The organism is Kribbella sp. NPDC003505, from assembly GCF_040610875.1.
Classification (GTDB): Bacteria; Actinomycetota; Actinomycetes; order Propionibacteriales; family Kribbellaceae; genus Kribbella.
Genome location: NZ_JBEXNA010000003.1, coordinates 864,516 through 891,503, shown reverse-complemented (window position 1 = coordinate 891,503; position 26,988 = coordinate 864,516). Strand labels below are relative to the sequence as shown.

The 26,988-nt window shown below is 68.9% G+C and carries 23 protein-coding genes; 13 read left to right on the top strand and 10 right to left on the bottom strand.

Features of this window, described 5'->3' with window-relative positions:
- Nucleotides 1-31: 31 nt before the first annotated feature.
- Genes ABZX12_RS13195 through ABZX12_RS13175 form a run of 5 tightly spaced genes read right to left on the bottom strand, consistent with a single transcriptional unit; the run spans nt 32 to nt 4,999 of the window.
- Nucleotides 32-1,066 (bottom strand): mandelate racemase/muconate lactonizing enzyme family protein, encoded by a 1,035-nt coding sequence (locus tag ABZX12_RS13195; RefSeq protein ID WP_355692720.1) that lies wholly within the window; start codon nt 1,064-1,066, stop codon nt 32-34.
- Entirely contained in the window at nt 1,063-1,836 is a 774-nt protein-coding gene (locus ABZX12_RS13190) for an ABC transporter ATP-binding protein (RefSeq protein WP_355692718.1), read from the bottom strand. Before ABZX12_RS13190 ends, ABZX12_RS13195 begins: the two co-directional genes overlap by 4 nt.
- Nucleotides 1,833-2,591, bottom strand: a complete 759-nt coding sequence (gene cbiQ / locus ABZX12_RS13185; RefSeq protein WP_355692716.1) for a cobalt ECF transporter T component CbiQ — start codon at nt 2,589-2,591, stop codon at nt 1,833-1,835. The genes ABZX12_RS13190 and cbiQ overlap by 4 nt, the downstream gene beginning before the upstream one ends.
- Nucleotides 2,588-3,607, bottom strand: coding sequence for an energy-coupling factor ABC transporter permease (locus ABZX12_RS13180; RefSeq protein ID WP_355692714.1), 1,020 nt, complete (start codon nt 3,605-3,607; stop codon nt 2,588-2,590). The genes cbiQ and ABZX12_RS13180 overlap by 4 nt, the downstream gene beginning before the upstream one ends.
- Before the next feature lie 36 nt (nt 3,608-3,643).
- Complete coding sequence (locus tag ABZX12_RS13175) at nt 3,644-4,999, bottom strand: NAD(P)/FAD-dependent oxidoreductase (RefSeq protein WP_355692713.1); 1,356 nt, start codon at nt 4,997-4,999, stop codon at nt 3,644-3,646.
- A 142-nt stretch (nt 5,000-5,141) separates the two neighbouring features.
- Between ABZX12_RS13175 and ABZX12_RS13170 the strand changes: the two genes are divergently transcribed.
- From ABZX12_RS13170 to ABZX12_RS13160, 3 genes are all read left to right on the top strand, one after another.
- Nucleotides 5,142-5,885, top strand: a complete 744-nt coding sequence (locus tag ABZX12_RS13170) for a metallophosphoesterase (RefSeq protein ID WP_355692711.1) — start codon at nt 5,142-5,144, stop codon at nt 5,883-5,885.
- The gene (tsaA, locus tag ABZX12_RS13165; RefSeq protein WP_355692709.1) at nt 5,882-6,295 is read left to right on the top strand and encodes a tRNA (N6-threonylcarbamoyladenosine(37)-N6)-methyltransferase TrmO; all 414 of its coding nucleotides are present in this window, start codon (nt 5,882-5,884) and stop codon (nt 6,293-6,295) included. The genes ABZX12_RS13170 and tsaA overlap by 4 nt, the downstream gene beginning before the upstream one ends.
- Nucleotides 6,296-6,376: 81 nt before the next feature.
- A complete protein-coding gene (locus tag ABZX12_RS13160; RefSeq protein ID WP_355692707.1) occupies nt 6,377-7,582 on the top strand; it encodes an acyltransferase in 1,206 nt (401 codons plus the stop codon).
- A gap of 111 nt (nt 7,583-7,693) precedes the next feature.
- Here ABZX12_RS13160 and lpdA read toward each other — a convergent pair whose 3' ends face one another.
- Nucleotides 7,694-9,091 (bottom strand): dihydrolipoyl dehydrogenase, encoded by a 1,398-nt coding sequence (gene lpdA, locus ABZX12_RS13155; protein ID WP_355692705.1) that lies wholly within the window; start codon nt 9,089-9,091, stop codon nt 7,694-7,696.
- A gap of 164 nt (nt 9,092-9,255) precedes the next feature.
- Between lpdA and ABZX12_RS13150 the strand changes: the two genes are divergently transcribed.
- Both ABZX12_RS13150 and ABZX12_RS13145 read left to right on the top strand, forming a co-directional pair.
- The gene (locus ABZX12_RS13150; RefSeq protein ID WP_355692704.1) at nt 9,256-11,394 is read left to right on the top strand and encodes a peptidoglycan DD-metalloendopeptidase family protein; all 2,139 of its coding nucleotides are present in this window, start codon (nt 9,256-9,258) and stop codon (nt 11,392-11,394) included.
- Between the two features lie 20 nt (nt 11,395-11,414).
- Nucleotides 11,415-11,873: a PGPGW domain-containing protein gene (locus tag ABZX12_RS13145; protein ID WP_355692702.1), complete on the top strand. Its 459-nt coding sequence runs from the start codon at nt 11,415-11,417 to the stop codon at nt 11,871-11,873.
- Here the strand turns inward: ABZX12_RS13145 and ABZX12_RS13140 are convergent.
- Nucleotides 11,841-13,043, bottom strand: a complete 1,203-nt coding sequence (locus ABZX12_RS13140) for an FAD-dependent monooxygenase (protein WP_355692700.1) — start codon at nt 13,041-13,043, stop codon at nt 11,841-11,843. The genes ABZX12_RS13145 and ABZX12_RS13140 overlap by 33 nt on opposite strands.
- A gap of 78 nt (nt 13,044-13,121) precedes the next feature.
- Between ABZX12_RS13140 and ABZX12_RS13135 the strand changes: the two genes are divergently transcribed.
- A complete protein-coding gene (locus tag ABZX12_RS13135) occupies nt 13,122-13,853 on the top strand; it encodes a TetR/AcrR family transcriptional regulator (protein WP_355692699.1) in 732 nt (243 codons plus the stop codon).
- On the opposite strand, the gene ABZX12_RS13130 is transcribed toward ABZX12_RS13135, so the two are convergent.
- Nucleotides 13,779-14,651, bottom strand: coding sequence for an AraC family transcriptional regulator (locus tag ABZX12_RS13130; protein ID WP_355692698.1), 873 nt, complete (start codon nt 14,649-14,651; stop codon nt 13,779-13,781). The two genes, ABZX12_RS13135 and ABZX12_RS13130, sit on opposite strands and share 75 nt — an antisense overlap.
- 224 nt (nt 14,652-14,875) lie before the next feature.
- Here ABZX12_RS13130 and ABZX12_RS13125 point away from each other — a divergent pair, with 224 nt between their 5' ends.
- Genes ABZX12_RS13125 through ABZX12_RS13110 form a run of 4 tightly spaced genes read left to right on the top strand, consistent with a single transcriptional unit; the run spans nt 14,876 to nt 20,805 of the window.
- Complete coding sequence (locus tag ABZX12_RS13125) at nt 14,876-17,650, top strand: family 78 glycoside hydrolase catalytic domain (RefSeq protein WP_355692696.1); 2,775 nt, start codon at nt 14,876-14,878, stop codon at nt 17,648-17,650.
- A 52-nt stretch (nt 17,651-17,702) separates the two neighbouring features.
- Entirely contained in the window at nt 17,703-19,034 is a 1,332-nt protein-coding gene (locus ABZX12_RS13120) for an extracellular solute-binding protein (RefSeq protein ID WP_355692695.1), read from the top strand.
- A complete protein-coding gene (locus tag ABZX12_RS13115; RefSeq protein WP_355692693.1) occupies nt 19,031-19,957 on the top strand; it encodes a sugar ABC transporter permease in 927 nt (308 codons plus the stop codon). The genes ABZX12_RS13120 and ABZX12_RS13115 overlap by 4 nt, the downstream gene beginning before the upstream one ends.
- Nucleotides 19,954-20,805, top strand: a complete 852-nt coding sequence (locus tag ABZX12_RS13110) for a carbohydrate ABC transporter permease (RefSeq protein WP_355692691.1) — start codon at nt 19,954-19,956, stop codon at nt 20,803-20,805. The genes ABZX12_RS13115 and ABZX12_RS13110 overlap by 4 nt, the downstream gene beginning before the upstream one ends.
- Here the strand turns inward: ABZX12_RS13110 and ABZX12_RS13105 are convergent.
- Complete coding sequence (locus ABZX12_RS13105; protein ID WP_355692690.1) at nt 20,795-21,424, bottom strand: methyltransferase domain-containing protein; 630 nt, start codon at nt 21,422-21,424, stop codon at nt 20,795-20,797. The genes ABZX12_RS13110 and ABZX12_RS13105 overlap by 11 nt on opposite strands.
- A complete protein-coding gene (locus tag ABZX12_RS13100) occupies nt 21,421-22,569 on the bottom strand; it encodes an aminotransferase class V-fold PLP-dependent enzyme (protein ID WP_355692689.1) in 1,149 nt (382 codons plus the stop codon). The genes ABZX12_RS13105 and ABZX12_RS13100 overlap by 4 nt, the downstream gene beginning before the upstream one ends.
- Nucleotides 22,570-22,948: 379 nt before the next feature.
- Here ABZX12_RS13100 and ABZX12_RS13095 point away from each other — a divergent pair, with 379 nt between their 5' ends.
- From ABZX12_RS13095 to ABZX12_RS13085, 3 genes are all read left to right on the top strand, one after another.
- Nucleotides 22,949-24,178, top strand: coding sequence for an RNA-guided endonuclease TnpB family protein (locus ABZX12_RS13095; protein ID WP_355692688.1), 1,230 nt, complete (start codon nt 22,949-22,951; stop codon nt 24,176-24,178).
- Between the two features lie 181 nt (nt 24,179-24,359).
- Nucleotides 24,360-25,112, top strand: a complete 753-nt coding sequence (locus ABZX12_RS13090) for a glycerophosphodiester phosphodiesterase (RefSeq protein ID WP_355692687.1) — start codon at nt 24,360-24,362, stop codon at nt 25,110-25,112.
- Between the two features lie 54 nt (nt 25,113-25,166).
- On the top strand, nt 25,167-26,540 hold the full coding sequence (locus ABZX12_RS13085; RefSeq protein ID WP_355692685.1) for an MFS transporter: 1,374 nt from the start codon (nt 25,167-25,169) through the stop codon (nt 26,538-26,540).
- Nucleotides 26,541-26,988 lie beyond the last annotated feature (448 nt).

Here is a 26,988-nt window from a genome sequence, read left to right as displayed (position 1 = left end):
TAACAAATTCACCGTGGATTCCTGGTGACCGTCACCAGCTCGACAGGCCCGCTCCGGCCGGCAATGGGTAGCACCCGTCGACGAGCTGCACGTCGGGAGGCAGCAGCCCGCTCTCCAGGTAGATCGTGTTCGGCAGCGCCGCCAGGACATGGATGTGCGCGCCGCCGCCGTGCGAGGCGTACGGCACTCCGAACCCGGCCGCCATCAGCCCGATCTCGAGACAGTCCGTCAGCCCGCCGGCCCGCCGCAGATCGGGCTGTACGACGCCGACGCCGCCGCGCGCGATCAGGTCCCTGAACGCGGCTTGCCCGTAGCGGTTCTCGCCCGTCGCGATCGGGATGTCGAGCTTCTCGGCCAGCCGGACATGACCGTCGGTGTCCCCGGCCGGCAGCGGCTCCTCGAACCACCGGCAGTCGAGTTCCTCGTACACCCGGCCGCGCCGCAGCGCCTCGGCGTACCCGAAGGCCTGGTTGGCGTCGACCATCAGCGGAGCGTCCGGGCCGATCACGTTCCGGACCGCGGTGATCCGCTGCACGTCCTCGGTCAGCGGGCCGCCGCCGACCTTCATCTTCACGCCCTGGAACCCCTGCTCCATCGCCTGTGCGCAGACCCGCTCCAGACCGGCGACGTCGAGCTCGAGCCAGCCGACCATCGCGTACGCCGGGATCGCGGTGCGCTGTGCGCCGAGCAGCTTCCACACCGGGACGTCGAGCGACTTGCCGAGCAGGTCCCACAACGCCTGGTCGATCGCCGAGATCCCGTACGACGACAGGCCCGCTGTGCCCTGGTAGTCGGTCAGGGTCTGCAGCGTCTGCCGGATACCCCGGATGACGGTCGGGTCCGCTCCGATGATCGCCGGCGCCAGCTGCTCGGTGACGATCTTGGCGAGCACGGCCGGTGAGCTCTCGACGCGACCGAAGTACGTCGTACTCACGCCGCTGACGCCCTCGTCGGTGTCGATCCGGACCCGGGCGAGACCGTCGCGGTCGAGCAGCTGGATCGCGTCGCGGACCGGATGCGCCTTCGGCTCGGACGTGACCTCGACGGTGACCGCGGTGATCTTCATGAACGCTCCGGACCGGGGACGGAGAGGGGGTTGAAACCGTACGGCAGCTCGAGCCGGTGCGCGGCCATCAGGCCGGCGTCGCCGAGCAGGTCGCGGGTCTTGCCGTCCGCGACGATCCGGCCGCCGTCCATCAGCAGGCTCCGCTCGCACAGCTGGAGTGCGTACGGCAGGTCGTGGGTGATCATCAGCAGCGTGACGTCGAGCTCGGCGAGGATGTCGGCGAGCTCACGGCGGGCTGCCGGATCGAGGTTGCTCGACGGCTCGTCCAGCACCAGTACTTCGGGACGCATCGCGAGCACCGTCGCAACCGCGACCCGGCGACGCTGGCCGAACGACAGGTGGTGCGGAGCAAGGTCCGCGTGGTCCTGCATGCCGACCAGGACCAGGGCTTCGTGGACGCGATCGTCGAGCTCGGAACCGCGCAGGCCCAGATTCGCGGGGCCGAAGGCGACGTCGTCGCGGACCGTCGGCATGAACAGCTGGTCGTCCGGGTCCTGGAAGACCAGACCGACCTTGCGCCGGATCGCGGTCAGGTGCTCGCGATGTACGCCGGTGCCGCCGATCCGGATGCGGCCGCTGCCGGTGCCGCCCGCGACCGACCCGAGGATGCCGTTGAGATGCAGCACGAGCGTGGTCTTGCCGGCGCCGTTCGGGCCGAGCAGCGCGACCCGCTCGCCCGGCTCCACGGTGAAGTCGACGCCGAACAGGGCCTGCCGCCCGTCGGGGTAGGCGAAGACCAGCTGCTCGACCTGGATCGCTGGACCGCTCACAAGGCCACCACCCTAGCGGCGACCGCGATCGCCACCGCGGCCAGGGAGATCGTCAGACCCTCGATCCACTGGCTCCTGGTCGCGCCCTCGACGCTCAGCAGCGGCATCCGTCCGGTGTAGCCGCGCGAGCGCATTGCCAAATGGACGCGCTCCCCGCGCTCGAAGCTCCGGACGAACAGGGCGCCCACTCCCCCGGCGACAGCCTTCAGGTGCCCGGCGCGGCCGCCGGTGTACCCGCGGGACTCCCGGGCGACCCGCATCCGGTGCAGGTCGTCGGACACGACACTCAGGTAGCGGACCATGAACGACAGGATCGCCACCAGCGTCGCCGGCAGTCGCAGGCGCTCGAGCCCGGCGAGCAGGTCGCGTGGCGCTGTCGTCGCCGACAGCAGGATCGCCGCGATCACGCCGAGTGTGCCCTTCGCCAGCACGTTCCAGGCGCCGAGCACGCCCGACTGCGACAGGTGCAGCCCGAGGACGTCGATCCGCGGGCCGGTGGCGACGAACGGCAGCAGCAACGCGAACACGATGAACGGCGTCTCGACCGCGAGCCGCCGCGACACGACCGGGGCCGGCAGCTTCGCCACCGCCACGGCCGCCACGAGCATCGCGGCGTACAGGCCGAACGCCCAGAAGATCGCCGCCGGGGTGGAGACGACCGCGAGCACGAAGACGAACAGCGCGACCAGCTTCACCTGCGCGGGGATGCGGTGGACCGGGCTGTCCACCGCGACGAGCAGGCCGTCTCCGCTCATGAGGCCTTGTTCGCTCGCAGCGACGCCAGTTTCGCGATCGCGAGGCCGACGACGATGGTCACCAGCACGCCGATGATGCCGGCCAGCGCCCCGGAGACCTGGGCGTTGCCGATCCCGTGGACGCCGTAATCGGCCAGCGGGCTGCTCGCGGCTGCCGAGTGCTTGGCCGCGCTGTCGAACCCGAGCTTCGCCCCGACGAACTCCAGGCCGTCCGGGTGCGCGCTCGCGAACAGACTCAGACCGCCGGCGACCACCAGCGTCACCGCGATGCCGACGCCGAGCGACCGGCCCGCGGGCCTCGCCGCGATCGGGCGGTCCGGGGAGACGGTGGACGTGTTGCCGTCGGCATCGACCAGGACCAGGTCCTGCTGCAGGTGCCGGGCGGCGTACACCAGGTCCGGCCGGGTGGCGACGACCGCGCTCAGCACGGCGGCGGTGATCACCGCCTCGCCGATGCCGACCAGGATGTGCCAGCCGACCATCGCGGTCGCGAGCTTGCCGAGCGGGATGTCGACCGCACCGCCGATCGCGTATAGCCCGGTGAACGCCAGCGCCGCGACCGGGACCGACACCAGCGCGCCGACGGTCGCGGCCGGTACGACGCTCCCGGCCCGGCGCGGCATCAGCTTGAGCAGTGCCCGCGTCAGGAAGTATCCGACCAGGACCGTGATCAGGCCCATCAACGTGATGTTCGTCCCCAGTGCCGTCAGCCCGCCGTCGGCGAACAACAGCCCCTGCACCAGCAGCACCGTGGACATCACCAGGACGGCGGTCCACGGCCCGACCAGCGCGGCGGCCAGCGCTCCCCCGAGCAAGTGACCGCTGGTGCCGGCGCCGACCGGGAAGTTCACCATCTGCACCGCGAAAACGAACGCTGCGGTCAGCCCGGCCAGCGCCGGACCGGTCTCTCGGAGCTCGCGGTTCGCGCGCTGCAGGCTGAAACCGACCGCTCCGGCAGCGATCAGGCCGGTGGCGACGGACGTTGGCGCGTCGAAGAACCCGTCAGGTACATGCACTCCGACATTCTTGTTCTAGTTGCGACCGATTCGCAACTAGAACTTGAGAGCTTCCCCGATCGCCCGGTGGAACGTCGGGTACGCAAGGATCATCTGACGCAGCGTGCTCACCGGTACGGCGGCGTGCACCGCGACCGCGAGCGCGCTCAGCACCTCGCCGCCCGTCGGGCCCGCGCTCGTCGCGCCGACCAGCACCCCCCGGTCGGCGTCCAGGACGACCTTGATGAAGCCCTCGTTGCCGGCCTTGTGGATCCAGCCGCGGGTCGAGGCCGGGATCGGCGTCGACCCGGTGCGCACGTTCAGCCCCGCGTCGCGGGCCTGCTTCTCGGTCATCCCGACCGCGCCGATCTCCGGGTCGGTGAAGGTCACCCGCGGCATCGCGTGGTAGCTCGCGGTCGGCGCGTTCTCCTCCTGCAGGATGTCGCGGACCGCGATGTCGGCCTGGTACATCGCGTTGTGGGTGAAGACGCCGACACCGGTGACGTCGCCGATCGCCCAGACCTTGTCGCCCGCACGGACGTGCTCGTCGACCTCGATCCGGCGGGCCGCCGGGTCCAGACCGAGCTTGTCCAGCCCGAGCCCCGCGGTCGCCACCCGCCGGCCGGTTGCCACCAGCAACTTCTCGCCCGACGCCGTCCTGCCGTCCGCGAGCGTCACGGTGAACGTGCCGTCGGCGTACGCGACCTGCTGCGCGTGCGCGCCGAGCAGGAACGTCACGCCGTCGCGCTCCAGCGCCTCGCGGGCCAGCACACCCGACTCCGGCTCCTCCATCGACAGCACCTCGGGCGCGCCCTCCACCACCGTCATCCGGACGCCGAACCGGGCGAACACCTGGGTGAGCTCCATGCCGATCGCGCCGCCGCCCAGGACGACCATCGACTCCGGCAGCGTCTCGACCTCGATCGCCTCGCGGTTCGTCCAGTACGGCGTGCCGGCGAGCCCCTCGATCGGCGGGACGGACGGCACCGTCCCGGTCGCGATCACGATGCCGCGGGACGCCTCGTACTCGGCGCCGCCGGCGCTGACCGTGGTCGGGCCGGTGATCGTGGCGACGTCCTTGATCACGGTCGCGCCCTTGTTCACCAGGCGGTCGACGGCGACCTGGTCGTTCCAGGTGTCGGTCGCCTCCTCGCGGATCCGCTTCGCCACCGGCGTCCAGTCCGGCGTCACGCTCGCCGTACCGGCCATGCCGTCGACGCGTCGGGTCTCGGCGATCAGGTTCGCGGCCCGGATCATCATCTTGCTCGGGATGCAGCCGTAGTACGGGCACTCACCGCCGACGAGCCGGGACTCGATGCCCACCACCCGCAGCCCCGCCTGCGCCAGCCGGCCGGCCGCCTCCTCGCCGCCGACCCCGAGCCCCACCACCACGACATCAACCTGTTCAGCCATGCGCCCCAATCTCCCAGACCGGCCTTGACCGGCCAAGTCGCCACCCGGCACGTCGTCGCAGCGTAAGGAACCGTTCACCACCGGCCACGGGAGTCCCGACCGGGGCGGAACCGTGCCGGGGTTCTGCGGCTAATGTGCTGCCATGTTCGTGATCGCGCACCTCAGTGACCCGCATCTCGACGGCTCCGAGGAGCCTCGGTCGCGACTGCGCCGGGTCACGTCGTACGTCCGGTCCTCGTCGGTGGACGTCGTGCTGGTGACCGGTGATCTGGCCGATCACGGGCTGGAGGCCGAGTACGCCGAACTCGCCGGCGAGCTGGACTTCGACGTGCCGGTGCTGGCGCTGCCCGGCAACCACGACGTCAGCGCGCCGCTGCGGGCCGGACTCGCCACGTTCGTGTCGTCCGCCGGCGAAGGGCATCCGGTTCATCAGGTGCGCGACATCGGTGGCGCCCGTTTCGTCCTCGTCGACAGCAGCGTCCCGAGCGCGGACCACGGTCTGCTCTCCGCGGACTCACTCGCGTGGCTGGACGGCGTACTGCGGGAACCGTTCGACGGGCCGCTCTTCGTCGCCATGCATCACCCGCCGCTCGAGCTGCATCATCCGGTCATGGACCAGTGGAAGCTCATGGACTCCGACGCCCTCGCCGAGGTTCTCACCGGCAAACCCGTGACCGCGATCCTCACCGGCCACGTCCACAACGCCATCGTCACCACGTTCGCCGGCCACCCCGTCCTCGGCGCCCCCGGCATCCGCTCCACCGTTCCGCTGCCGTTCGAACCGCACACCGACTCGGTCGTGGACCCCACCGCCCACCCCGGCCTCGCCTTCCACCTCCACACCCCCGGCGAACCTCTTCAGACCGTCTACAGGTTCCCGAGGTGACCGGCGAGATGCTGCTGCGTCCGATCGCGAGGGTGGAGTCGAGCTTGCGGGCTCGGGAGGATGCGCCGCGGCAAGGTGACGAAGGCGCGCCCGATGCGTGGGTGGTGTTCGACGCGTCGGTTCGGGACGCGCTGGCCGACGTGGGTGTCGGCGACGAGCTCATCCTGATCACCTGGTTCGACCGCGCCGACCGCGACGTACAGAAGGTGCACCCGCGCGGCGACACCTCCCGTCCGTCGACCGGCGTCTTCAGCACGCGCTCCCCCGACCGGCCCAACCCGCTCGGCCTGCACCGCGTCACGGTGCTGGCCCGCGACGAGCTCCGTCTGCAGGTGCGCAACCTCGAAGCCCTCGACGGCACCCCGATCGTCGACGTCAAACCCGTGCTCGGCGACATCACCGAACGGTAGCCGCGATCAGGGCAGGTCGACCGGCTGCACGGCGGACGTTCGGCACTGGTGGCCAGGCACGTCCGGCCAGACGCTCAGGGTGTGAGGAAGGTGCGCGGCACGGCGAGCAGCCGCGTGACCGGCAGCCACGACGCGGAGGTCACGCGCTGGGCGAGCGCGCGCCTGCGGTACGTCGACAACCTCAAGGTGATCCTGATCGCCGCGATCATCGTCGGCCACGCCGTCAGCGGATACGGCGAGCTGGACTGGTGGGCGTACGCGGACCAGCGTGAGACGACGCTGTCCCCCGTCACCCAGGCGATCGTCCTCGCGGTCGGCGGGCCGTTCGCGATGTTGCTGATCCCGGTGCTGTTCCTGGTCGCCGGGCTGATGACACCCCCATCGCTGGCCCGCAAGCACCCCGGCCCGTACGTCCGCGACCGCCTGCTCCGCCTCGGCATCGTCTTCGCCGTCTACGTGCTGGTTCTGCTGCCGCTCACGATGTACGTGCTCGAACACTGGATCGGCACCGACACCGGCTCGTACTGGTCGTCGTACTTCGGCGCCGAGAAGACCCTCGACACCGGCACGCTCTGGTTCGTCGGCGACCTGCTCCTGTTCACGCTCGCCTACACCGGCTGGACCGTCGCACGGCGTCGCCTCGCCACTCGCTCCGCCGTCCACGAGATCACCGCGCGGCAGCTCGCCCTGGTGTCCGTGGTCGTTGCCGTGACCACCTTCCTGGTCCGCCTGGTGTTCCCGTTCAACAGCGAGAACAGGTATCTCGACCTGAACTTCTACCAGTGGCCGGCGTGCATCGCGATCTTCGCCGTCGGCATCGTGGCGTCGCGCGCCGACTGGCTCACGGCGGTCCCCGACCGGCTGCGGCGGATCAGCGGCGTCGTGACGCTCGTTGCCCTGGCCGCCTTCGGCGGCTTCGTGCTCGTCGGGGTCAGCGAGAGCGGAATCGGCGAAGAGGCGTGGACCGGCGGCTGGGACTGGTCGGCAATGATGTTCCCGGTCATCGAGAGTCCCCTGGTCGTCTTCGGCCCGATCTGGCTTCTCGGTCTGGCGCAGCGACGCCTTGCACGACAGGTCCCGTGGATCCGGCCACCGGTCATCCGGGCCTGCTTCGGAGCGTTCGTCCTGCAGCAGGTCGTGCTGGTCCTGCTCGCCATCGCCCTGCGGCCCGTACCGCTGCCGGCTGAACTCAAGGCCCTGGCAGTTGCCACGGGTGGCGTCATCCTGTGCTTCGCGCTGGCCTGGCTACTCATCACCCGGATCCCCGGCCTGTCCCGGGTTCTCTGACGACTGTCCGCGGCAGAGGTGGCCAACTGGTCGAACTCGATGCCACCGCCGTCGCCTGACACAAGAAAACGGCTGCTCGCGCCGACTAGGCACGAGCAGCCGTTGACCGGCTCAGAAGTTGATCATGTGCCCTTCGAGGCCGTGGAAGGCCTCCTGGAGGGCCTCGCTCAGCGTCGGGTGGGCGTGCACGTTGCGGGCCAGTTCCTTGGTGGTCAGGTCCCACTTCTGCGCCAGGGTCAGCTCCGGCAGCAGCTCGGTGACCTCGGGGCCGATCAGGTGCGCGCCGAGCAGTTCGCCGTACTTGCTGTCGCTGATCACCTTCACGAAGCCGCTGGCGTCGCCGAGGCCGTGGGCCTTGCCGTTCGCGGTGAACGGGAACTTGGCGACCTTGACGTCGTGGCCGAGCTTCCGCGCCTCTTCCTCGGTGTACCCGAAGCTGGCGATCTGCGGCTGGCAGAACGTCGCCCGGGGGATCATCGCGTAGTCGAGCTCCATGGTCTCGTGACCCGCGATCGTCTCGGCCGCGATCACGCCCATCGCCTCGGCGGCGTGCGCGAGCATCAGCTTCGCGGTGACGTCGCCGATCGCGAAGATGTTCGGCACGTTGGTCCGGCAGAAGCCGTCGATGCCGATCGCGCCGCGCTCGGTGAGCTGGACGCCGATCTTGTCCAGGCCGTAGCCGTCGACGCGCGGCTGGAAGCCGATCGCCTGCAGGACCTTGTCGGCCTCGATGGTCTGCTGGTTGCCGTCCTTGCCGGTGACCGTGACCTTCACCTTGTCGCCGGAGTCGTCGATCGAGTCGACCCGGGTCGAGGTGAGCACGTCGACACCGAGCTTCTTGTACGCCCGGGCGAGCTCCTTGGAGACCTCCGGGTCCTCCAGCGGCACCAGCCGGTCCAGGAACTCGACGATCGTCACCTTGACGCCGTAGTTCGCCAGCACGTACGCGAACTCGACGCCGATCGCGCCGGCGCCGGCGATCACCATGGAGCCCGGCAGCTCCTCGGTGAGGATCTGCTCCTCGTAGGTCACCACCCGGTCGCTCAGCTGGGTGCCCGGCAGCAGCTTGGTGGTCGCGCCGGTCGCCACGATGCAGGAGCCGAACGTGACGGTCTCCGAGGAGCCGTCGTTCAGCGTGACGTCCAGGGTGTTGGCGTCGGTGAACGAACCCCAGCCGTCGAACTCGGTGATGTTGTTCTTCTTCATCAGGAAGTGCACGCCCTTGACCCGGCCGTCCGCGACCTTGCGGCTGCGCTGCACCGCGGTCGGGAAGTCGAAGGTCACCTCGCCGCTGATGCCGAAGGTCTTCGCCTCCGTCCGGAAGATGTGCGACAGCTCGGCGTTCCGCAGCAGCGCCTTGGAGGGGATACAGCCCACGTTCAGGCAGACACCGCCCCAGTACTTCTTCTCGATGATGGCGGTCTTGAGCCCGAGCTGGGCGGCGCGGATCGCCGCGACGTACCCGCCGGGACCGGCGCCGAGGACAACAACGTCAAAGTGCGAGGCCATGCAGTGAACTTTAGTAGGTCGGACCAGCCGATCCGACGCCGAGTCGGCAACTGTGGCCCGCCTCATGTCGTCCGAACGGTCACTTTGTGTGCACCAGGGTTCCGTAGGGACCGTACGACGCCTACGCTGGGCTCGCGCGTGAGGCGATCTCGCATGGGGGACGGATGGATCTGGGGAAGCGCCGGGGGCTGCGGCTCGCGGCACTCGGCACACTGCTGGCGGCGGTCGCCGTGCCGGTGGCGCATGCCGATCCGTCGCCGTCCGCGACCGAGCCGCCGCCGGCCTCGGTCACCGACGTCAACCGCTCCCTCGAGCAGCTCCAGGCCGAGGCCGCGGCCTTGCAGGCCGACTTCGCCAAGGCGACCATCGCCTACACGAAGGCGCTGAAGGAGGCGCAGGCCGCCGAGGCCGCCGCCAAGAAGGCGGAGTCCAGCGCGACCGTGTCCAAGGGCAGGTCCGACGAGGAGCGCCGGCGTCTCGGGGTGATCACCGCGCAGGCGTACCAGCTCGGCATCCCGACCGTGATGGGCACCGAGTCGATGCTGTGGTCGCTCGCCCCGGTCGCCGAGAACCTCCAGGAGATCGCCGACCGGCAGACCGCGATCACGCAGCTGGGCAACACCCAGGTCTCGCAGTACCAGCGGGCCAGGGCCGCCGAGGTCGAGTCGGACCGGCTGAGGGGCGAGGCGACGACGAAGCGCACCGCCGCCGACCAGGCCGCCGCGAAGGCCCAGGAGCTCAGCAACCAGGTGCAGCAGAAGGCGGCCGACGCCGCGGCCGCGATGGCTGACCAGACGGCCGACCTCGACGTCGCCTCCGCGCTGTCGCAGCAGCTCCAGCAGGCCCGCAACCAGCAGGCCCTCGCGCGCTGGCGCGCGTATCTCACCGAGCTCGCCGCCACGAAGGTCGCTCCCCCGGCGGCCGCCGTCCTCAAGAATCCGGCCAAGCTGCCGGCCGGCCTGGGCCCGCTGACCCGCCGCGGCGCCGCCATCCCCGGTGTCGCCTCGGTGGCGGCCGGCGGCCGGACTGTCCGCGTGATGTCGGCCGAGACGATCCGCGCGGTCAACCAGGCCTTCAGCCTGGTCGGCAAGCCGTACGGCGTCGCCGCCACCGGCCCCGACAAGTACGGCTGCCTCGGCGCGGCCCGGGTCGCCTGGCAGCCGTACACGACGCTGCCGAACCTCGTCGGCAAGGTCTATCCGGACTACCAAGCTGTCCCGAACGCGCAGATCCAGCCGGGCGACATCCTGGTCATGGGCAGCAAGTCGCTCGGCTTGGTGCACATCGGCATCGCGCTCGACAGCGGCGAGATGATCGCCGCCGACGAGGCCAAGGGCGCGGTGGTCGTCACGACGATCCCCGACAACCTGTACGCCGCCTTGCGCCCGACACTCGGCGCCCCGGCCAAGCCGCAGGTCGCACCGGTGGCGACCTCCGAGGCCTACGCGTTCCGCTGCGGCAACACCGCCACCTCGTACGACGTCGGCTCAGGCTCCTGGACGTGGCCGCTGCCGGACGGCACCTACGAGATCGGCACGCCGTTCGGCCAGTCGGGAGCGATGTGGTCGACCGGGTTGCACACCGGCCAGGACTTCCCGGCCGCGATCGGTACGACGGTGCGCGCGGTGACGTCGGGCGTCGTCCGCGTCGAGCACCCGGCCTGGGCCGGCAACCTGGTGCGCATCGACCACGGCAACGGACTCGAGACGCTGTACGCCCATCTGAGTCGCGTTGACGTGACGGACGGTCAGCAGGTCACCGCCGGGCAGCAGATCGGTGCCGTCGGCACTGAAGGCAACTCGACCGGGCCGCACCTGCACTTCGAGGTCCGGCTCGGCGGCGACCCGGTGAACCCGATGCCGTTCCTGGCGACCGGATCCGCCAGCACCGGCTGGGGCGGCTACAGCAACGGCATGATCCCCGCCGGCAAGCTGTGCGCCCTCGGGTCCGGCGGCCACATGCTCCGTTGCGACGCCGCCGCGGCGTATGCGCGACTCGCCGCCGCCTACCGCGCCCACTTCGGCAAGTCGCTCTGCATCACCGACTCCTACCGCTCGTACGCGTCGCAGGTCAGCCTGTACCAGCGCAAGCCGTCGCTGGCCGCGCTCCCGGGCACCTCCAACCACGGGTGGGGCGTGGCCGTCGACCTGTGCGGCGGGATCGACAAGTACAACACCACCCAGTACCAATGGATGAAGTCGCATGCCCCGGCGTACGGCTGGCTGCACCCGGCCTGGGCCGATCAGGGCGGCAACCGCGAGGAGCCGTGGCACTGGGAGTTCGGCAACCCGGCCAGTGCCTAGTCGCCCGGTAGGCTGGGCAGGTGGCCGAGAAACAGAGTCCCGACCGCACCGATCACAACATCACCCTCGATGCTGCGGACGACCGGTGGGAGTGGCGGAGGCGGATTCGTGAGAATCCGAGGAAGTTGCTGTTCTACCGCATCGGCGTGGGGGTGCTCGGCGGGCTGCTGATCATCGCGGCGCCGCTGACGGGGTGGTTGCCGGGACCGGGTGGGATCCCGTTGTTCATCGCGGGTCTCGCCGTGCTCGCGAGCGAGTTCGAGTGGGCGCAGCGGCTGCTGTACCGGGTCAAGGACTGGGTGAAGGCGCTCACCGCCTGGACCGGCAAGCAGCCCGCCTGGCTTAAGGCACTCGGGACCCTCGCGCTGTTCCTCTGCGTGCTCGTCGCGATCTGGCTCTACCTGGCCGTGCTCGGTGTGCCGGGGTGGCTGCCCGACTCCTGGGAGTCATTCCTCTACCAGCTGCCGCTGCTGCCCTGAGGCCGTGTCGATCGAGTAGGCAGGCAGCTCGATCAGTTCGCTCATGTTCCGGGCCATCCTGAGCATCTGGTTGAGGAAGAACGGGATGTCCAGGATCCGGTTCCGCGTAGCGATGCCGAACCGGGTCGCCGGCGCCAGGAACGACCCCGCGCGGCTGCCGTCCTGCGTCGTCGACACGGCCTTGCGCAGCGTCGCCTCGTACCGCGCGAAGGCGGTGCGGACGTCGCCGCGCGCCTGCGCCAGCTCCCCCGCCAGCACGTAGGCGCCCACCACCGCCGTACCGGTTCCGAGCGCTCCGAACGTCGCGCCGTACCCCGCGTCGCCGAGCAGCACGATCCGCTCCGTCGACCAGCGCTCGACATGCACCCGGCTGATCGAGTCGAAGTACAGCTCCGTTGCGGCGGGCAACGCCTCGAGCAGCTCCGGGACGTGCCAGCCGAGCCCGCCGAACTGCTCCTGCAGGATCGCCTTCTGCTCCTCCAGGTCCCGGCGGTTGTACTGCAACTGCGGCGACTTGAACACGAACAGCGTCTGCGCCAGCGCCGGATCGCGGCGGTCCGCGCCGACGCTCGCCAGCTTGCCGGGCACGTTGTACATCAGCGTGTCCCCCGAGATGCCCAGCGTGTTCGGCACCTCCCAGCCGGCCACGTAGTACTCCAGGTGCCGCTCGACGACCTGGTCGGCCGGCCACGCCAGCCGCCGTACGACGGAATGCATCCCGTCGGCGCCGATCACGAGGTCGTACGTCTCCTCGACCCCGCTCTCGAACCGCACGTCCACGCCGTCGGAGTGCTCGCGCAACCAGGCGATCGAGTCGCCGAAGCGGTACGTCGCCTGCGCCCGGCTGTGCTCGTACAACACCCGCGACAGATCTGCCCGCAGCACCTCCAGCTCGCCGCCGGCGAACTCGGCCGGCAACCGCATCAGCCGGCGGCCCGACTCGTCGACGAACCGCATCGCGTTCCCGCCGGTCTGCAGCGCCCGCAGGTTGTCGAGCACGCCCATCCGGTCGAGGACCGTTGTGAACACCTCACCGCGGAAATCCACCGCATACCCGCCCTGCCGCAGTGCCGGCGCGATCTCGACCACGGTCACGTCGTGGCCCGCGCGCCCCAGCCAGAGCGCCACCGACGGGCCCGCCACGCTCGCACCCGATACCAGAATCTTCATTTCGTCTCCTTACTGTGTCCGGTAGACACATTAAAGTGTATGGTAGACACAGTTCAAGCCGAATTCGGAAGGACGCCGATGACCGAACTGCTCTGGGGCGGGCCGCCGGCTCGCAGCCGCGGCCCGAAGCCGGCGATCACGCTGGCCGAGATCGCCGCGGCCGGCATCGCGATCGCGGACGCCGAGGGCCTGGATGCGGTGTCCATGCAGCGGATCGCGGGTGAGCTGCCGGTGACGAAGATGGCGCTCTACCGGCACGTCCCCGGGAAGACGGAACTCGTCGCGGTGATGAGCGACATCGCGATGGGCCCCCCGCCCGAGCGCCCGGACCTACCGTGGCGAAAGGCCCTGCACACCTGGGCGCTCGATCTGTACGACGGCTTCACGCGGCACCCGTGGCTGCTCCAGTCGACGATCGGCCGCCGGCTGCTCGGGCCCAACGAGCTCCTCTGGATGGAACGTGGACTGGCCGCGCTCGCCGGCACCGGTCTCACCGGCGGCGAGCAGTTCGACGCGATCCTGGTCGTCACCAGCCACGTCCGGAACATCGCCCAGCAGTCGACGACCTTCCCGGGGCACACCACCGGGCTGACCGCGGAAGAGATGCAGCAGTCGCTCGCCGCGATCCTGACGACCGAGGCCGACCGCTTCCCGCATCTGACCGCCGCGATGCGGACCTCGGCGGGCAGCGAGAACCAAGGCCTCGAGTTCGGTCTGCAGCGAATCCTGGACGGGTTAGACCTTCTCGTCCGCCGCCGGGTAGCTGTGCCTGATGGCGTTGAAACGTTCCCGATAGAGGGTCGCCGATAGCCCGTAGTGGGATTTGAATCGGCGAGCGAAGTAGTTCTGGTCGGGCCATCCGACCGACTCGCCGATCCGGTTGATCGGCAGGTCGGTGTGCAGCAGCCGGTCGGCCGCGAGCTCGACGCGATGCCGCGACAGATAGGCCATCGGCGGGACCCCGGTCACCGACTTGAACAGCCGGACCAGGTAGCCGGGGGCGAGATGCAACTCGCCGGAGAGTTCGGCGAGCGTCCAGTGCCGCGCCGGGTCGGCCTCCATCAACCGCATCGCGTCGAGCACCGCGGGATGCGTGTGCTCACCGCGTTCGTCGGATTCCGCCACCGTCCGGGCGACGCAACTCAGGTACAGCGACAGCCAGCCGATCACCTCGCCGCGGTGTCGGCTGAGCGGCTGGTTGCGGAGCCGGCGCAGTCCGTCGAGGTGCCCGACAGCCTCGGCGAAGGTGCCCGGATCGAGATGTGTGGCGAGCATCCCGCGACGCTGCGCGGAGAACGGTCCGGTCCACAACAGGTAACCCAGCAAGGGATCCTCGCGCGCCCACGCGAGCTCGCGGCGCACCAGGTCGGCCGAGAAACAGCAGTTGTAGACCTCGAGGCCGTCGCATTCGACGTACTCGTGCCAGACCCCGGGCCGCAGCAGGATTGCGTCGCCGGACCGGAGCCGCTGGCGCCCCGCGAGGCTGTGGTGGACGCCTTCACCGCCGGTGACGAGCAGCAGTTCGAAGAAACTGTGCGTGTGCAACGGGTGGGACTTCTCGTGCAGGTGTGTGCCCGCGTGCACCACCGTCCCTTCGACGAAATGCAAGACGGTTCCACGGGTCCTGACGGGCTCATCGGCCACCGCTGCCACGAGGTCACGATACGAGCCGAAGTGCAGATCGTGCTAGATCGAGTGCACATCGGGCTAGTGACCGGCGACTGCCGGTCGCAGGATCGGGGAACAAGCGAAACGTCCTCGCCGGTCCATCAGCCAACGATCGAGCGTTTTGTCAGAGCACCCAATGAATCGTTTCACTCGGTTGGAGTCTCATGTCGCAACTCGCCGCACCCACCGCCCTCCGCTTCGAGCATCGGTCCGCACCCGTCCTGGGTATCGGCACCGCGAGCCCGAGGATCTCCTGGCAGGTCCCGGCCGCGGACGCCGGCTACGCGCAGACGGCGTACGAGGTCGAGATCACCACGGGCAGCACGCAGGTCTTCACCGTCCAGTCCCCCGACCAGATCCTGGTGCCCTGGCCGGGTGACGCGCTGGAGTCCCGCCAGGCCGCGCAGGTGCGGGTCCGCGTCCGCGGTACCGGGGACTGGAGCGACTGGAGCGAACGCGCGACCGTCGAGGCCGGGCTGCTCACGCCGGACGACTGGACCGCGCGCTTCGTCAGCCCGCGGGACAACCCGCACGGCTCCCCCGCGCCGCTGATCGCCGGCTCCGCGGAGCTCCCCGGCGGTGTCGTGAAGGCCCGCCTGTACGCCACGTCGTACGGCATCTACATCCCGGAGCTGAACGGGCAGCGGGTCGGCACCGAGGAGCTCGCGCCCGGCTGGACGGCGTACCAGTACCGCCTCCGCTACCAGACGTACGACGTGACCGAGCTTGTCCGACCTGGTGAGAACACGCTCGAATTCCTCCTCGGCAACGCCTGGTACCGCGGCCGGATCGGCTTCCAGGACCAGAAGCAGCTGTACGGCGACCGCCTCGCGGTCCTCGCGCAGCTCGAGGTGACCACCGAGGACGGCCAGGTCCACACGGTCGCGAGCGACGGTACCTGGACCTCCCGGGAGAGCAACGTCCTGGCCGACGACCTGTACGACGGCCAGTCCACCGACCTGCGCAAGCAGCCCGGCGAGCCGGCGCCCGTCGATGTCCTGGACGCCGACCTCGCATTGCTCGTCGCGCCCGACGGCCCGCCGGTCCGGATCACCGACGTGCTACCGGCGCTGGAGATCAGCACGTCGCCGTCCGGCAAGACGCTCGTCGACTTCGGCCAGAACCTCGTCGGCCGCGTCCGCCTCAAGGTCCGCGGTCAGTCCGCGGGCGACGAGATCGTCCTGCGGCACGCCGAGGTGCTGGACAACGGCGAGCTCGGCGTCCGCCCGCTGCGCACCGCGAAGGCGACCGACACCTACATCCTGGCCGGACCGGACGAGGTCGTCCTCGACTCGCCGCTCACCTTCCACGGCTTCCGGTACGCCGAGGTCACCGGCGTGGCCGATCTCCGCAAGGAGGACCTGGAGGCCGTCGTCGTCGGCACCGACCTGCGGCGGACCGGCTGGTTCGAGTCGTCGAACGAGCTGCTCGACAAGTTCCACCAGAACGTGGTGTGGGGCATGCGCGGCAACTTCGTCGACGTGCCGACGGACTGCCCGCAGCGCGACGAGCGGCTCGGCTGGACCGGCGACATCCAGGTCTTCTCCCCCAGCGCCGGTTTCCTGTTCGACACCGCGGGCTTCCTGACCAACTGGCTCGCCGATCTCGCCGCCGAGCAGCAGAAGGACGGCTCGGTGCCTTTCGTCATCCCGGACGTGCTCCGCAACGAGTCACCGGCAACTGCGGCTTGGGGTGACGCGGCAACGATCGTTCCGTGGGTCGTGTACGAGCGCACGGGCGACGCCGGGCTGCTCGCCCGGCAACTGCCGAGCATGCGGGCCTGGGTGGACAAGATGGCCGACCTGGCCGGTCCCGACCTGGTCTGGTCGGGCGGCTTCCAGTTCGGCGACTGGCTCGACCCGACCGCGCCGCCGGAGAACGCGTTCCTGGCCAAGGCCGACCCGGATGTCGTCGCCACCGCGCACCTGGCCCGGTCCGCCGAAGTGTTCGGCAAGGCTGCCGCGGTCGTAGGGCAGACCGACCTTGCCCGCGAGTACACCGACCTTGCCGCGCGCGTCCGGCAGGCCTTCGCGACCGAGTACGCGACCGACGGCGGCCGGGTATTGAGCGACGCGGCAACGACCTACGCACTCGCCCTGCAGTGGGCGCTGCTGCCGACCGAGAACCAGCGGCAGCGCGCCGGCGAACGGCTCGCCGACCTCGTGCGGACGGCGGGCTTCCGGATCAGTACCGGATTCGTCGGGACGCCGCTGATGGCCGACGCACTGGCCGATTCCGGACATCCTGACCTGGCGTACCGCCTTCTGCTACAGACAGGCTGCCCCTCTTGGCTGTACGCAGTGACCATGGGAGCCACGACGGTCTGGGAACGCTGGGACAGCATGCTGCCCGACGGCAGCATCAACCCCGGCCAGATGACGTCGTTCAACCACTACGCCCTCGGCGCCGTTGCCGACTGGATGCACCGGCGGGTGGCCGGCCTCGCGGCCGCGGAGCCCGGCTACCGGACGATCGACGTCCGCCCGCTGTTCACCGACCACCTGACGAACGCGTCCGCCAGGCACCTCACGCCGTACGGCGAGGCGTCGGTCGCGTGGACCCGTGCCGACGGGCGGGTGACGCTGAAGGTCACCGTTCCGGTGGGCTCTCGCGCCAAGGTCGACGTACCGGGCCTCGATCCTGTCGAGACCGGGCACGGTACGCACGAGTGGACCCTCGCCGATCCGTACGCCGAGGCGCCGCAACTGGCCGCCGACGCGACGATCCGCGACGTCCTGGACCACGAGCCGACCTGGTCCGCGCTCGCGGCCGCTGCCGTCGAGCACGGGATCGTCGCCGACGACGCCGAGCTCGCCGGACGGCTCGAGCGGTACCTGGACCAGCCGGCCGCCGGCCTGGTCGACGCGATCAGCCCGCGCGGCTTCTCCGCGAGCGCCGAGGCCCTGAAGGCCGAGCTCGACGCCCTGCTCAACCACTAGCCCGACTCACCGACCGCCCCGCTGCCGCGAAGTACATCCCTTGGAGGTCATGATGAGGTTCCGCCCAGGAGCCAGCGGACTCGCACTGCTGGCTGTCTGTTCCCTAACCCTCTCCGCGTGCAGCGCGGGCAGTCTCGGATCCAGCGACGACGCCGGTGGCAGCGGCTCGGTCGAGATCACGTACCTGACCACGAACCAGGATCAGGACATCAAGGAGGCCGAGCAGCTCGCCAAGGACTTTCACGCGAAGAATCCGAACATCACCGTCAAGGTCGACAGCCGGCCGGGCGGCACCGAAGGCGACAACATCGTCAAGACCCGGCTCTCGACCGGTGACATGCCCGAGGTGTTCAACTACAACACCGGCTCGCTCTTCCAGGCGATCGCGCCGCAGAAGAACCTGCTCTCCATCAACGACGAGCCCTACGTCGGAGACCTGGACGAGAACTTCAAGAAGACCGTGACCGCCGACGGCCAGGTGTACGGCGCGCCTGTCGGCGGGTTCATGGGCGGTGCGGTGCTGTACAGCATCCCGGTCTACGAGAAGCTCGGCCTCAAGGTGCCGACGACCTGGGCCGAGTTCATGGCCAACAACGCCAAGATCAAGGCCGGCGACCCCGGCGTCGCTCCGGTGATCCAGACGTACGGCGAGACCTGGACGTCGCAGCTGTTCGTGCTCGGCGACTTCCACAACGTCTCGGCGGCCGAGCCGGACTTCGCCGACAAGTACACCAAGAACCAGGCGAAGTACGCGACGTCGCCGGCCGCGATCAAGGGCTTCGAGCACACCCAGGCCGTGCACGACGCCGGCTACGAGAACAAGGACTTCGCCTCCGCCAAGCTGCCGGACGGCCTGAAGATGCTTGCCACCGGCAAGGGCGCGCACTACCCGATCCTGTCCGGCGTGGTCGCGAACATGATCGCCACCTACCCGGACGCCGCGAAGACCGTCGGCCTGTTCGCGTTGCCTGGTGACGACGCGGGCAAGAACGGCCTGACGCTGTGGACGCCGGGCGGCCTCTACATCCCGAAGACCACGACCGGCGACAAGCTCGACGCGGCCAAGAAGTTCCTCGCCTTCGTCGCCAGCCCGGACGGGTGCAAGTCGCAGTCCGAGGCGGGCGCGCCGACCGGTCCGTACGCCGTGAAGGGCTGCACGCTCGGCGACAACGTGCCGCGGGCGATCAAGGACATGCAGCCGTACCTCGACAAGCCGGGCGGTTCGAGCCTCGCGCTCGAGTTCCTCTCGCCGGTCAAGGGCCCGTCGCTGGAGCAGATCACGGTCGAGGTCGGCTCCGGGATCCGCAAGGCCAAGGACGGCGCGGCCCGGTACGACGAGGACGTCAAGAAGCAGGCGCAGCAGTTGGGCCTGGAGGGCTGGTGAGGTCGGTGGCTGTGTCGATCTCCCAGGAGCACAGCAAGACCGCGGCGGTCGCGAAGACCGGTAGCAAGGTGTACCGCCCGTACTCGTTCTGGTTCTACGTGCCCACCGCGGTGATCTACGCCGTGCTGTTCCTGATCCCGACGTTCGCCTCGTTCTACTACAGCCTGACCCGCTGGAGCCTGTTCGAGTCGAAATTCATCGGGCTGGACAACTTCAAGCTGTTCTTCCAGGAGCCGGCGCTGGTCAAGGGCTTCACCAACACGCTGGTCTTCGCCGTCGTGACGTCGGGATCCAAGGTCGTGCTCGGTCTCCTGCTGGCCGTGCTGCTGACGTCGCAGATCATCGGTCGCGGCTACCTGCGCTCGGTGGTCTTCTTTCCGGTGCTCGTCAGTACCGTCGGGGTCGGCCTGCTGTTCCAGGTGATGATGAATCCTGAACGGGGGATCATCAACGGGGCCCTCGGCGTCATCGGTATCGACGGGCCCGGGTGGCTCACCGACCCGAAGTGGGCGTTGCTGTCGATCGCCCTGGTCGACGTCTGGAAGGGCGTCGGCCTCGCGACCTTGATCTACATCGCCGGGATCGTGTCGATCCCGCGGGAGTACATGGAGGCCGCCCGGGTCGACGGGGCCGGGGCCTGGGAGTCGTTCCGCCGGATCGTGCTCCCGTTGTGCAAGCCGGCCACCGTCACCGTGATCATCTTGTCCCTGATCGGCGGCCTGCGGTCGTTCGAGCTGATCTGGGCGATGACGCGGGGCGGTCCCGGCTTCACCTCGGACGTCATCTCGTCGGTGATCTACAAGCAGTACCAGGCCGGCTTCTACGGGTTGTCGACGGCCGGCAACGTGATCCTGTTCGTGGTGGTGACCGCGATCGTGCTGCCGCTCAACTGGTTCCTGAACCGTAAGGAGGTGGACATGTGAGCACCGCCGAACTCGTCAACCACCGGCCGGGCCGCAAGTGGGCGCTCAGCGTGGCCGCGATCCTGGCCTCGATCGTGGTGTTCATCGTCCCGTTCGTGTTCATGCTGCTGACCGCGGTCAAGGACCGCCAGCAGGCCGCGGATCTCGACTTCTCCTGGCCGCACCAGTTCCAGTTCGTGCAGAACTTCGTCGACGTGGTCAAGGCCCGCGACTACATGCTGGTGATCGCGTTCATCAACAGCACCATCCTGACCGTCGTGAGTGTGGCCGGGATGGTGGTGCTGGCCGCGATGGCCGGCTTCGTGCTGCAGCGCCGGGCGAGCAAGTGGAACGGATTCATCAACTTCCTGGTGCTGTCCGGACTCATCATCCCGCCGGCCGTCGTGCCGACGATCTGGGTGCTGCAGAAGCTCGGGCTGTTCCGGACGATGCCGGGACTGATCCTGATCGAGATCGCGTTCGGGCTGTCGTTCTGCATCCTGCTGTTCCGGGCGTTCGTCTCGACGATCCCGCGGGAGCTGGACGAGGCGGCGATCATCGACGGGGCGGGGCCGCTGCGGCTGTTCTTCGGCGTCATCTTCCCGCTGCTCAGATCGGTCATCATCACCGTGGTCGTGGTGCAGTCGGTCAACGTGTTCAACGACTTCGTGAACCCGCTGTACTTCCTGCCCGGCGACAAGAACGCCACCGTCCAGCTCACGCTCTACAACTTCTCCGGTCAGTTCTCCACGCAGTACAACCTGCTGTTCATGGACATCCTGCTGATCACGATCCCGCCGCTGATCATGTTCCTGTTCTTCAACCGGCAGATCGTCGCCGGCATGACGTCGGGAGCGATCAAGGGGTAGCCGGTTTGCGGACGAGGAGGGCGGCCTGGGCGGCGTCCTTCTCGGCCGGCAGCGCCGCGCGGGTCAGGCGGGCCACCTCGACGAACCCGGCGGCGGTCAGCAACTCGGCGACCTCGGCGACCTCGTACATGTACACCTCGAGGTCGATGTCGTGCCCGTACGCCTGCTTGAGCTCCCGGCTGCCGTCGCCGACCTTGAACCCGTGCACCAGAACGCCCCCGGGCCGCAGCACCCGGAACAGCTCCGCGAAAGCCTTCGGGAGCTCCTCGCGGGGCGTGTGAACGAGCGAGTACCACGCGAGGGCGCCGGCCAGCTCGTCGTCCTTCAGGCCCAGGCCGAACAACGACCCGACCTCGAAGCGCAGCTCCGGATACTCCCGCCGGGCCACGTCGATCATCCCCGGCGTCAGGTCGACACCGAACACGTCCAGCCCTTGACCGGCCAGGTACGTCGTGATGCGCCCGGTGCCGCATCCGAGGTCTCCCACCGGCCCGTCCTCGACCAGCCGGGTGAAGTACTCCAGCGCGCCGATCTCGAACGGATCGTCGCGGTGGTAGTCCTTCAGGATCGCGTGGTAATCGGCGGCGGCAGCGTTGTAAGACCCTTGGATGTCGTTCACGCGAGGACTCTAGGCAGACCCTCCGACAGTTTCTCGTAGTCCGCGAGCGAGTTGTAGGCATGTGCCGACAGCCGGATGAACTTGCGCTCCTCGAACCCGGTGAAGGTGATCTCGGCCTTCAGCTCGCGCGACACGCGCATCTTCAGCGCGTCGCCGCCGCTCAGGTCGACCGCGGGCGGCAGCTCGACCAGCCGCATCGTCGCCGGCGGGTGCACCACGTCGGCGACACCGGTCCCGAGCGCCTTCGCGAGGATCTTCGCGCCCTCCTCGACCAGGGCGGTCAGCTGCGGACGGCGGGCCGGCCAGTCCAGGTCGGCCAGGACCCGCAGCGACTCCGGCGCCGCGATCCACGGCACGTAGTCGTACGTCCCCTGCATGTCGAACCGCTCCGGCATGCGCTCGTCGTACTCGGACCAGGACACGATCAGCGGCATCGCGGCCGTCCGCCACCGCTCGGCGACGACCAGCCCGGCCGTGGCGCGCGGAGCGGCCGGCCACTTGTGGAAGTTCCCCGTCCAGAAGTCGGCGCCCCCGGCGGCCGGCGCGTCGATCAGCGCCGGCGCGTGCGCGCCGTCGACCACGATCGGTACGCCGTGCGCGTGGGCGGCCGTCACCAGCGCGTCGATCGGGAACACCTTCGCCGTACCGGAGGTGATCTGGTCCACGATCAGCACCGAGGCGTTGTCCAGCTCGGCCGCGACCAGCGCGACCACGGTCTCGTCGTCCGCCTCGAGCGGGATCCCGACCGTCACCACCTCCGCGCCGCGCTCCTTCGCGAACCGCTCGGCCGCGTAGCGCACCGCGCCGTACGCGTGGTCGGTGAGCACGATCCGGCTGCCGGCGGGGATCGGCAGCGTCTGGAGCGCGACGGTGACGCCGGCGCTCGCGTTCGGCACCAGGGCGAATCCGGCCGGATCGGTCTCGAGGTAGGACGCGAGCGCGAGCCGGCTGGCCGTCAACCGGTCGGCGACGGTGCGGAACCAGACCATCGGGTTGGCGTCCATCTCGGTCCGCAGGGCACTCATCACCTCCTGCGTCCGGCGCGGCACGGCGCCGTACGAACCATGGTTGAGGTGCAGGACGCCGGGATCGAGGGTCCACAGGTCGGGGCGGGGGCCAGAAACTATTGGGTATTTCAACAGCATTCCTCGGCATATTTATTGAAGGGCTATTCAGAAGTACGTGATGAGTTCACAGGGAAGAGATAGAAAGAGCAGAGATTCAGATTGGTGGTTGTCTTCGGTTACCGGCCGCAGGTTCTCTACACGGCTATGTTAGGTGGGTCGATGCGGCATCACTCTACACTCGGGCTTGATCACGGTCAGATCGCCGAACTCGTCGGTCGGCTCGTCGGCCGGGCGTGTACCTCGGTCACCTGGAGCCGCGACGACCGACGTACCATCGCCGAATGTGGCTGAGCCACCGACGCCGAGTTTGTCGGTGCGGGCTCGTACCGTACGAATCCTTGGGAAAGAACACGTCGGACGCCGGTGCGATCGGCGGCCATGAGGTCGTGGAGGACAGTTGGGACACAAGCAGGGACTGCGGTTCGAGTTGGCTCCCACCCCGGCACAGGCTGCGCTCATGAGCCGTCATGCCGGCTTGTCGCGGCTCGTCGAGAACTTTTGCCTGGAGACAGTGCGCAAGAGGTGGGCGCAGCGCAAGGCAGAGGAGACCTACGGCATCTCCGGCGCGGACTTGACCAGGGTTCCGTGGACCGCACCCGCACTCGAGAAGCTGTGGCGCGCAGAGCACCCGCAATCGTTCCCGTGGTTCAACGAGAGCAAGCTGTCCTCCCGGATCCCGAAGGAAGCGTGCCGGGCTCGGGCCGCCGGATTCGCCAACTATCTGAGATCCAAGCAGGGCAAGCGTAAAGGCGACCGGGTGGGCTTTCCGACGTGGCGCAAACGCAAGCACGGGACCCGATTTCGGTACGACGGTGACCGTGCCAAGCCGCTCAACACCCACGGTGTGCGTCTACCTGCGATCGGGATCGTCGCCACCCGCGAGAACATGTCCTGGTTGACCGAGCGAATGACCAGCGGCCGCGTCCGTGTCCTGGGTGCGACGATCCGCGAACGTGCCGGACGCTGGTGGATATCTTTCCAGGTCGAGGCAGACCGCGACGAGATCAACCAGCGGCGCCGGGCGGCCGCGAACGCACCGATGTGCGGCATCGACCTTGGGTTGAAGACCTTCGCCGTCATCCACAACAGCGACGGAAGCCGCCAGGAGATCCGTTCTCCGGCCCCACTCAGGGCTGTCCAACGCGCTCTGAAGCGGGCCAACCGAAAGCTCTCCAAGACCCAGGAGGCATCGAAGAACCGGGAGAAAGCACGCCGTCGTGTGGGTCGGCTACACCTGCGAGTCGCCGACCGTCGGCGGGACTTCCTGCACAAGACCACCACCGAGCTGACGAGAACCAAGTCCGCTGTCGCCGTGGAGACCCTGAACGTCAAGGGCATGGTCAAGAACCGCAGACTGTCTCGGGCGCTCTCCGACGCCGGATTCGCGGAGTTCGTCCGCCAATTGGAGTACAAGGCGGAATGGTACGGCTGCCGCATCTGGAAAGCCGACCGCTGGTTTCCATCTTCCAAACAATGCGCGCAATGCGATCGGCTCAATCACTCCCTCGCACTGGCCGACCGCGAATGGAAATGCACCGGCTGCGGCGCCATCCACGACCGCGACGACAATGCGGCCGCAAATCTTCTCCGAGGACTTCTGGCTGAGCGGACCACCACACCAACCTGACGCCAGACCTCTCGCCGGGAAGTTCCCCGGAGAGACAAAACGCCTGATGGAGACCGCATGAGACCTCACTCTCCGGAGTCGGCGGCGGTCGATGAAGCAGGAAGAATCTCAGCGAGGCATCAACTGAGACTCACGCAACGGCTGAGTACCGTCACCAGCCAAACGGTACATACTTCTGGACGTGTACCCCTACCTCGACCACGACGGCCCGATCGCGATGGCTCATCGAGGCGGTGCGAAACACCCGGACAACATCGGCTACGAGAACTCGCTGCACGCGTTCCAGCACGCCGTCGACCTCGGGTACAAGTACCTGGAGACCGACCTGCACGCGACCAGCGACGGGGTCGTGGTCGCGTTCCACGACAAGGTCCTGGACCGGGTCACCGACCGCACCGGGGTGATCGCCGAGCTGCCCTGGTCGGAGGTCAGCAAGGCCAAGATCAACGGTCACGAACCGATCCCCCGCCTGGACGAGCTGCTCGAGCACTTCCCGGACGTCCGGTTCAACCTCGACATCAAGGCCGAGAGCGGCCTGGAGCCGGCCGCGAAGGTGCTGGAGGCCGCGAACGCCATCGACCGGATCTGCGTGTCGTCCTTCTCCCAGTCCCGGGTCCGGCGGATCCGCAAGCTCCTCGGCCGCCGGCTGTGCACCGGGTACGGCGAGTGGGAGGCGGCGCTGATCCGGTTCCTGCCGTTCGCGCTGCCCTCGCGCGGCGCCTGCCTGCAGATCCCCGAGCGGTACCGCGCCTTCCACGTGCTGACGCCCGGCCTGATCCGGCGCGCGCACTCCGGCGGCAAGCAGGTGCACGTGTGGACGATCGACGACCCGGACACGATGCGCCGGCTGCTCGACGCCGGCGTCGACGGCATCATCACCGATCGCACCGACCTGCTCCGCGACGTGCTGCAGGAGCGCGGTCAGTGGAGCTGAAGTGTTATCCGCGGGTACGCCGGATCGTCCCGGGGACCTGACACACTTCCGCGCATGGGAATCCTCTCCGCTCCGGCCGGCGTGGACAAGCGTGAGTACTGGGGCTTCAGCCTGTACGACTGGGCGAACTCCGGCTATGTCACCACGGTCGGCACGGTCCTGTTCGCGCCGTACCTGACCTCGGTCGCCGAGACCGCCGCCTGCGGGTACGTCGGGACCACGGACAAGCCGTGCCACACCAACCTCGACGTGCTCGGCCTCGGGATCTCCCCCGGCTCGCTCGCGTTCTACGTCGTGACGGTGGCCACGCTGGTGTCGGCGCTGTTCCTGCCGGTGGTCGGCGCGATCGCGGACCGGATGACCCGCAAGAAGCTCCTGATGTGCGGCTTCGCGTGGACCGGCGCGCTGGCGGCCGGCAGCATGGTGTTCGTCGGCGGCGGCCGGTGGGCGCTGGGGGCGCTGCTGCTGTTCATCGGCAACCTGTGTCTCGGCTCGTCGCTGGTGGTCTACGACTCGATCCTGATCGACATCGCGCCACCCGATCAGCGCGACGCGGTCTCCTCCCGGGCCTGGGCCTTCGGGTACGCCGGCGGCTTCCTCCTGCTGCTGGTCAACCTCGCCGTGGTGACGGCACACGACGCACTCGGGCTGTCCCAGGGAACGGCTGTGCGGCTCAGCCTTCTCAGTGCCGGGCTGTGGTGGGGTCTGTTCACCTTCTTCCCGTTCGTCCGCCTGCGCGACCGCCCGCCCGTGAGCGTCGTCCCGGTCCGCAGCACCAGCCTCGTCCGCCAGAGCTTCGGGCAGCTCGCGGCGACGCTGAAGCACCTGCGCTCCTACAAGATGACGATGCTGTTCCTGATCGCGTACCTGTTCTTCAACGACGGGATCCAGACGGTCATCTCGGTGTCGTCGACGTACGGCGAGAAGCAGCTCGGGTTCGAGACCCAGGTGCTGATCGCGACCATCCTGCTGGTCCAGTTCGTCGCGTTCTTCGGCGCGCTCGCCTTCGGCCGGTTCGCCCAGCGGTACGGCGCGCACCGCACGATCGCCGGCGGCCTGGTGGTCTGGATCCTGATCGTGATCGCCGGGTTCCTGCTGCCCGCGCACCAGATCGCGCCGTTCCTGACCATGGGCGTCGCGATCGGGATCGTGCTCGGCGGCACGCAGGCGCTGTCCCGGTCGGCGTTCAGCCAGCTGATCCCGAAGGGCCGCGAGGCGGAGTACTTCTCGCTCTACCAGGCCGGCGAACGCGGTACGTCGTGGCTGGGCACGCTGGTGTTCGGGCTGGTCCACCAGCTCACCGGCTCGTACCGTCCCGCGATCGTCGCGCTCGGGCTGTTCTTCGTCATCGGTCTCGCGCTGCTGACCCGCGTCGACATGCGCCGCGGCATCGACGAGGCGGGCAACAGCCAGCCGGCAGTCGTGTAAGCGGAGGCGCCCGTCCTGGTGAACGGGCGCCTCCGCGTCCTGGGCTGGACCCAATGCCGTCCAGTTGGGCGGTGCGGGGTCCTGTCAATCGTGGACGTGGCCGACCGGCCGCTGGATCACCTTCCACCGGACAGACGGCCGGCGATGGGTGGGCGGCGGGGTGCCCGACGCCGAGTCCGGACCTTGGCTCGACTCCCTTTCGGAACGGGGTTCTTCCCTCGCAAGAGGTCGTCCCCCGACTGAGCAGCTTGGGGGTTGACCCCTCAGTTGGCGGGTTGGACCCTCGCATTCCGGGGGGCCAACCCGCAAGCTTAGGGGGCAACCCCGGATCCGGCCAGAAGATCTCCAGGTATCGTCGCCGGACAGCCCATGGTGCTGGGCAGGCCCACGATTGTTGGGTAGGCCAGCCAGATCGGGGGTTCATGACCCAAATGGGGGTGTAGAACCC

Bases quoted from the DNA above. Each gene is read 5' to 3' on its own strand.
- ABZX12_RS13150 (WP_355692704.1), top strand. From the start codon at position 9,256: ATGGATCTGGGGAAGCGCCGGGGGCTGCGGCTCGCGGCACTCGGCACA.
- ABZX12_RS13125 (WP_355692696.1), top strand. From the start codon at position 14,876: ATGTCGCAACTCGCCGCACCCACCGCCCTCCGCTTCGAGCATCGGTCC.
- ABZX12_RS13140 (WP_355692700.1), bottom strand. From the start codon at position 13,043: ATGAAGATTCTGGTATCGGGTGCGAGCGTGGCGGGCCCGTCGGTGGCG.
- ABZX12_RS13100 (WP_355692689.1), bottom strand. From the start codon at position 22,569: ATGCTGTTGAAATACCCAATAGTTTCTGGCCCCCGCCCCGACCTGTGG.
- cbiQ (WP_355692716.1), bottom strand. From the start codon at position 2,591: ATGAGCGGAGACGGCCTGCTCGTCGCGGTGGACAGCCCGGTCCACCGC.
- ABZX12_RS13135 (WP_355692699.1), top strand. From the start codon at position 13,122: ATGACCGAACTGCTCTGGGGCGGGCCGCCGGCTCGCAGCCGCGGCCCG.
- ABZX12_RS13085 (WP_355692685.1), top strand. From the start codon at position 25,167: ATGGGAATCCTCTCCGCTCCGGCCGGCGTGGACAAGCGTGAGTACTGG.
- lpdA (WP_355692705.1), bottom strand. From the start codon at position 9,091: ATGGCCTCGCACTTTGACGTTGTTGTCCTCGGCGCCGGTCCCGGCGGG.
- ABZX12_RS13120 (WP_355692695.1), top strand. From the start codon at position 17,703: ATGAGGTTCCGCCCAGGAGCCAGCGGACTCGCACTGCTGGCTGTCTGT.
- ABZX12_RS13170 (WP_355692711.1), top strand. From the start codon at position 5,142: ATGTTCGTGATCGCGCACCTCAGTGACCCGCATCTCGACGGCTCCGAG.
- ABZX12_RS13175 (WP_355692713.1), bottom strand. From the start codon at position 4,999: ATGGCTGAACAGGTTGATGTCGTGGTGGTGGGGCTCGGGGTCGGCGGC.
- ABZX12_RS13195 (WP_355692720.1), bottom strand. From the start codon at position 1,066: ATGAAGATCACCGCGGTCACCGTCGAGGTCACGTCCGAGCCGAAGGCG.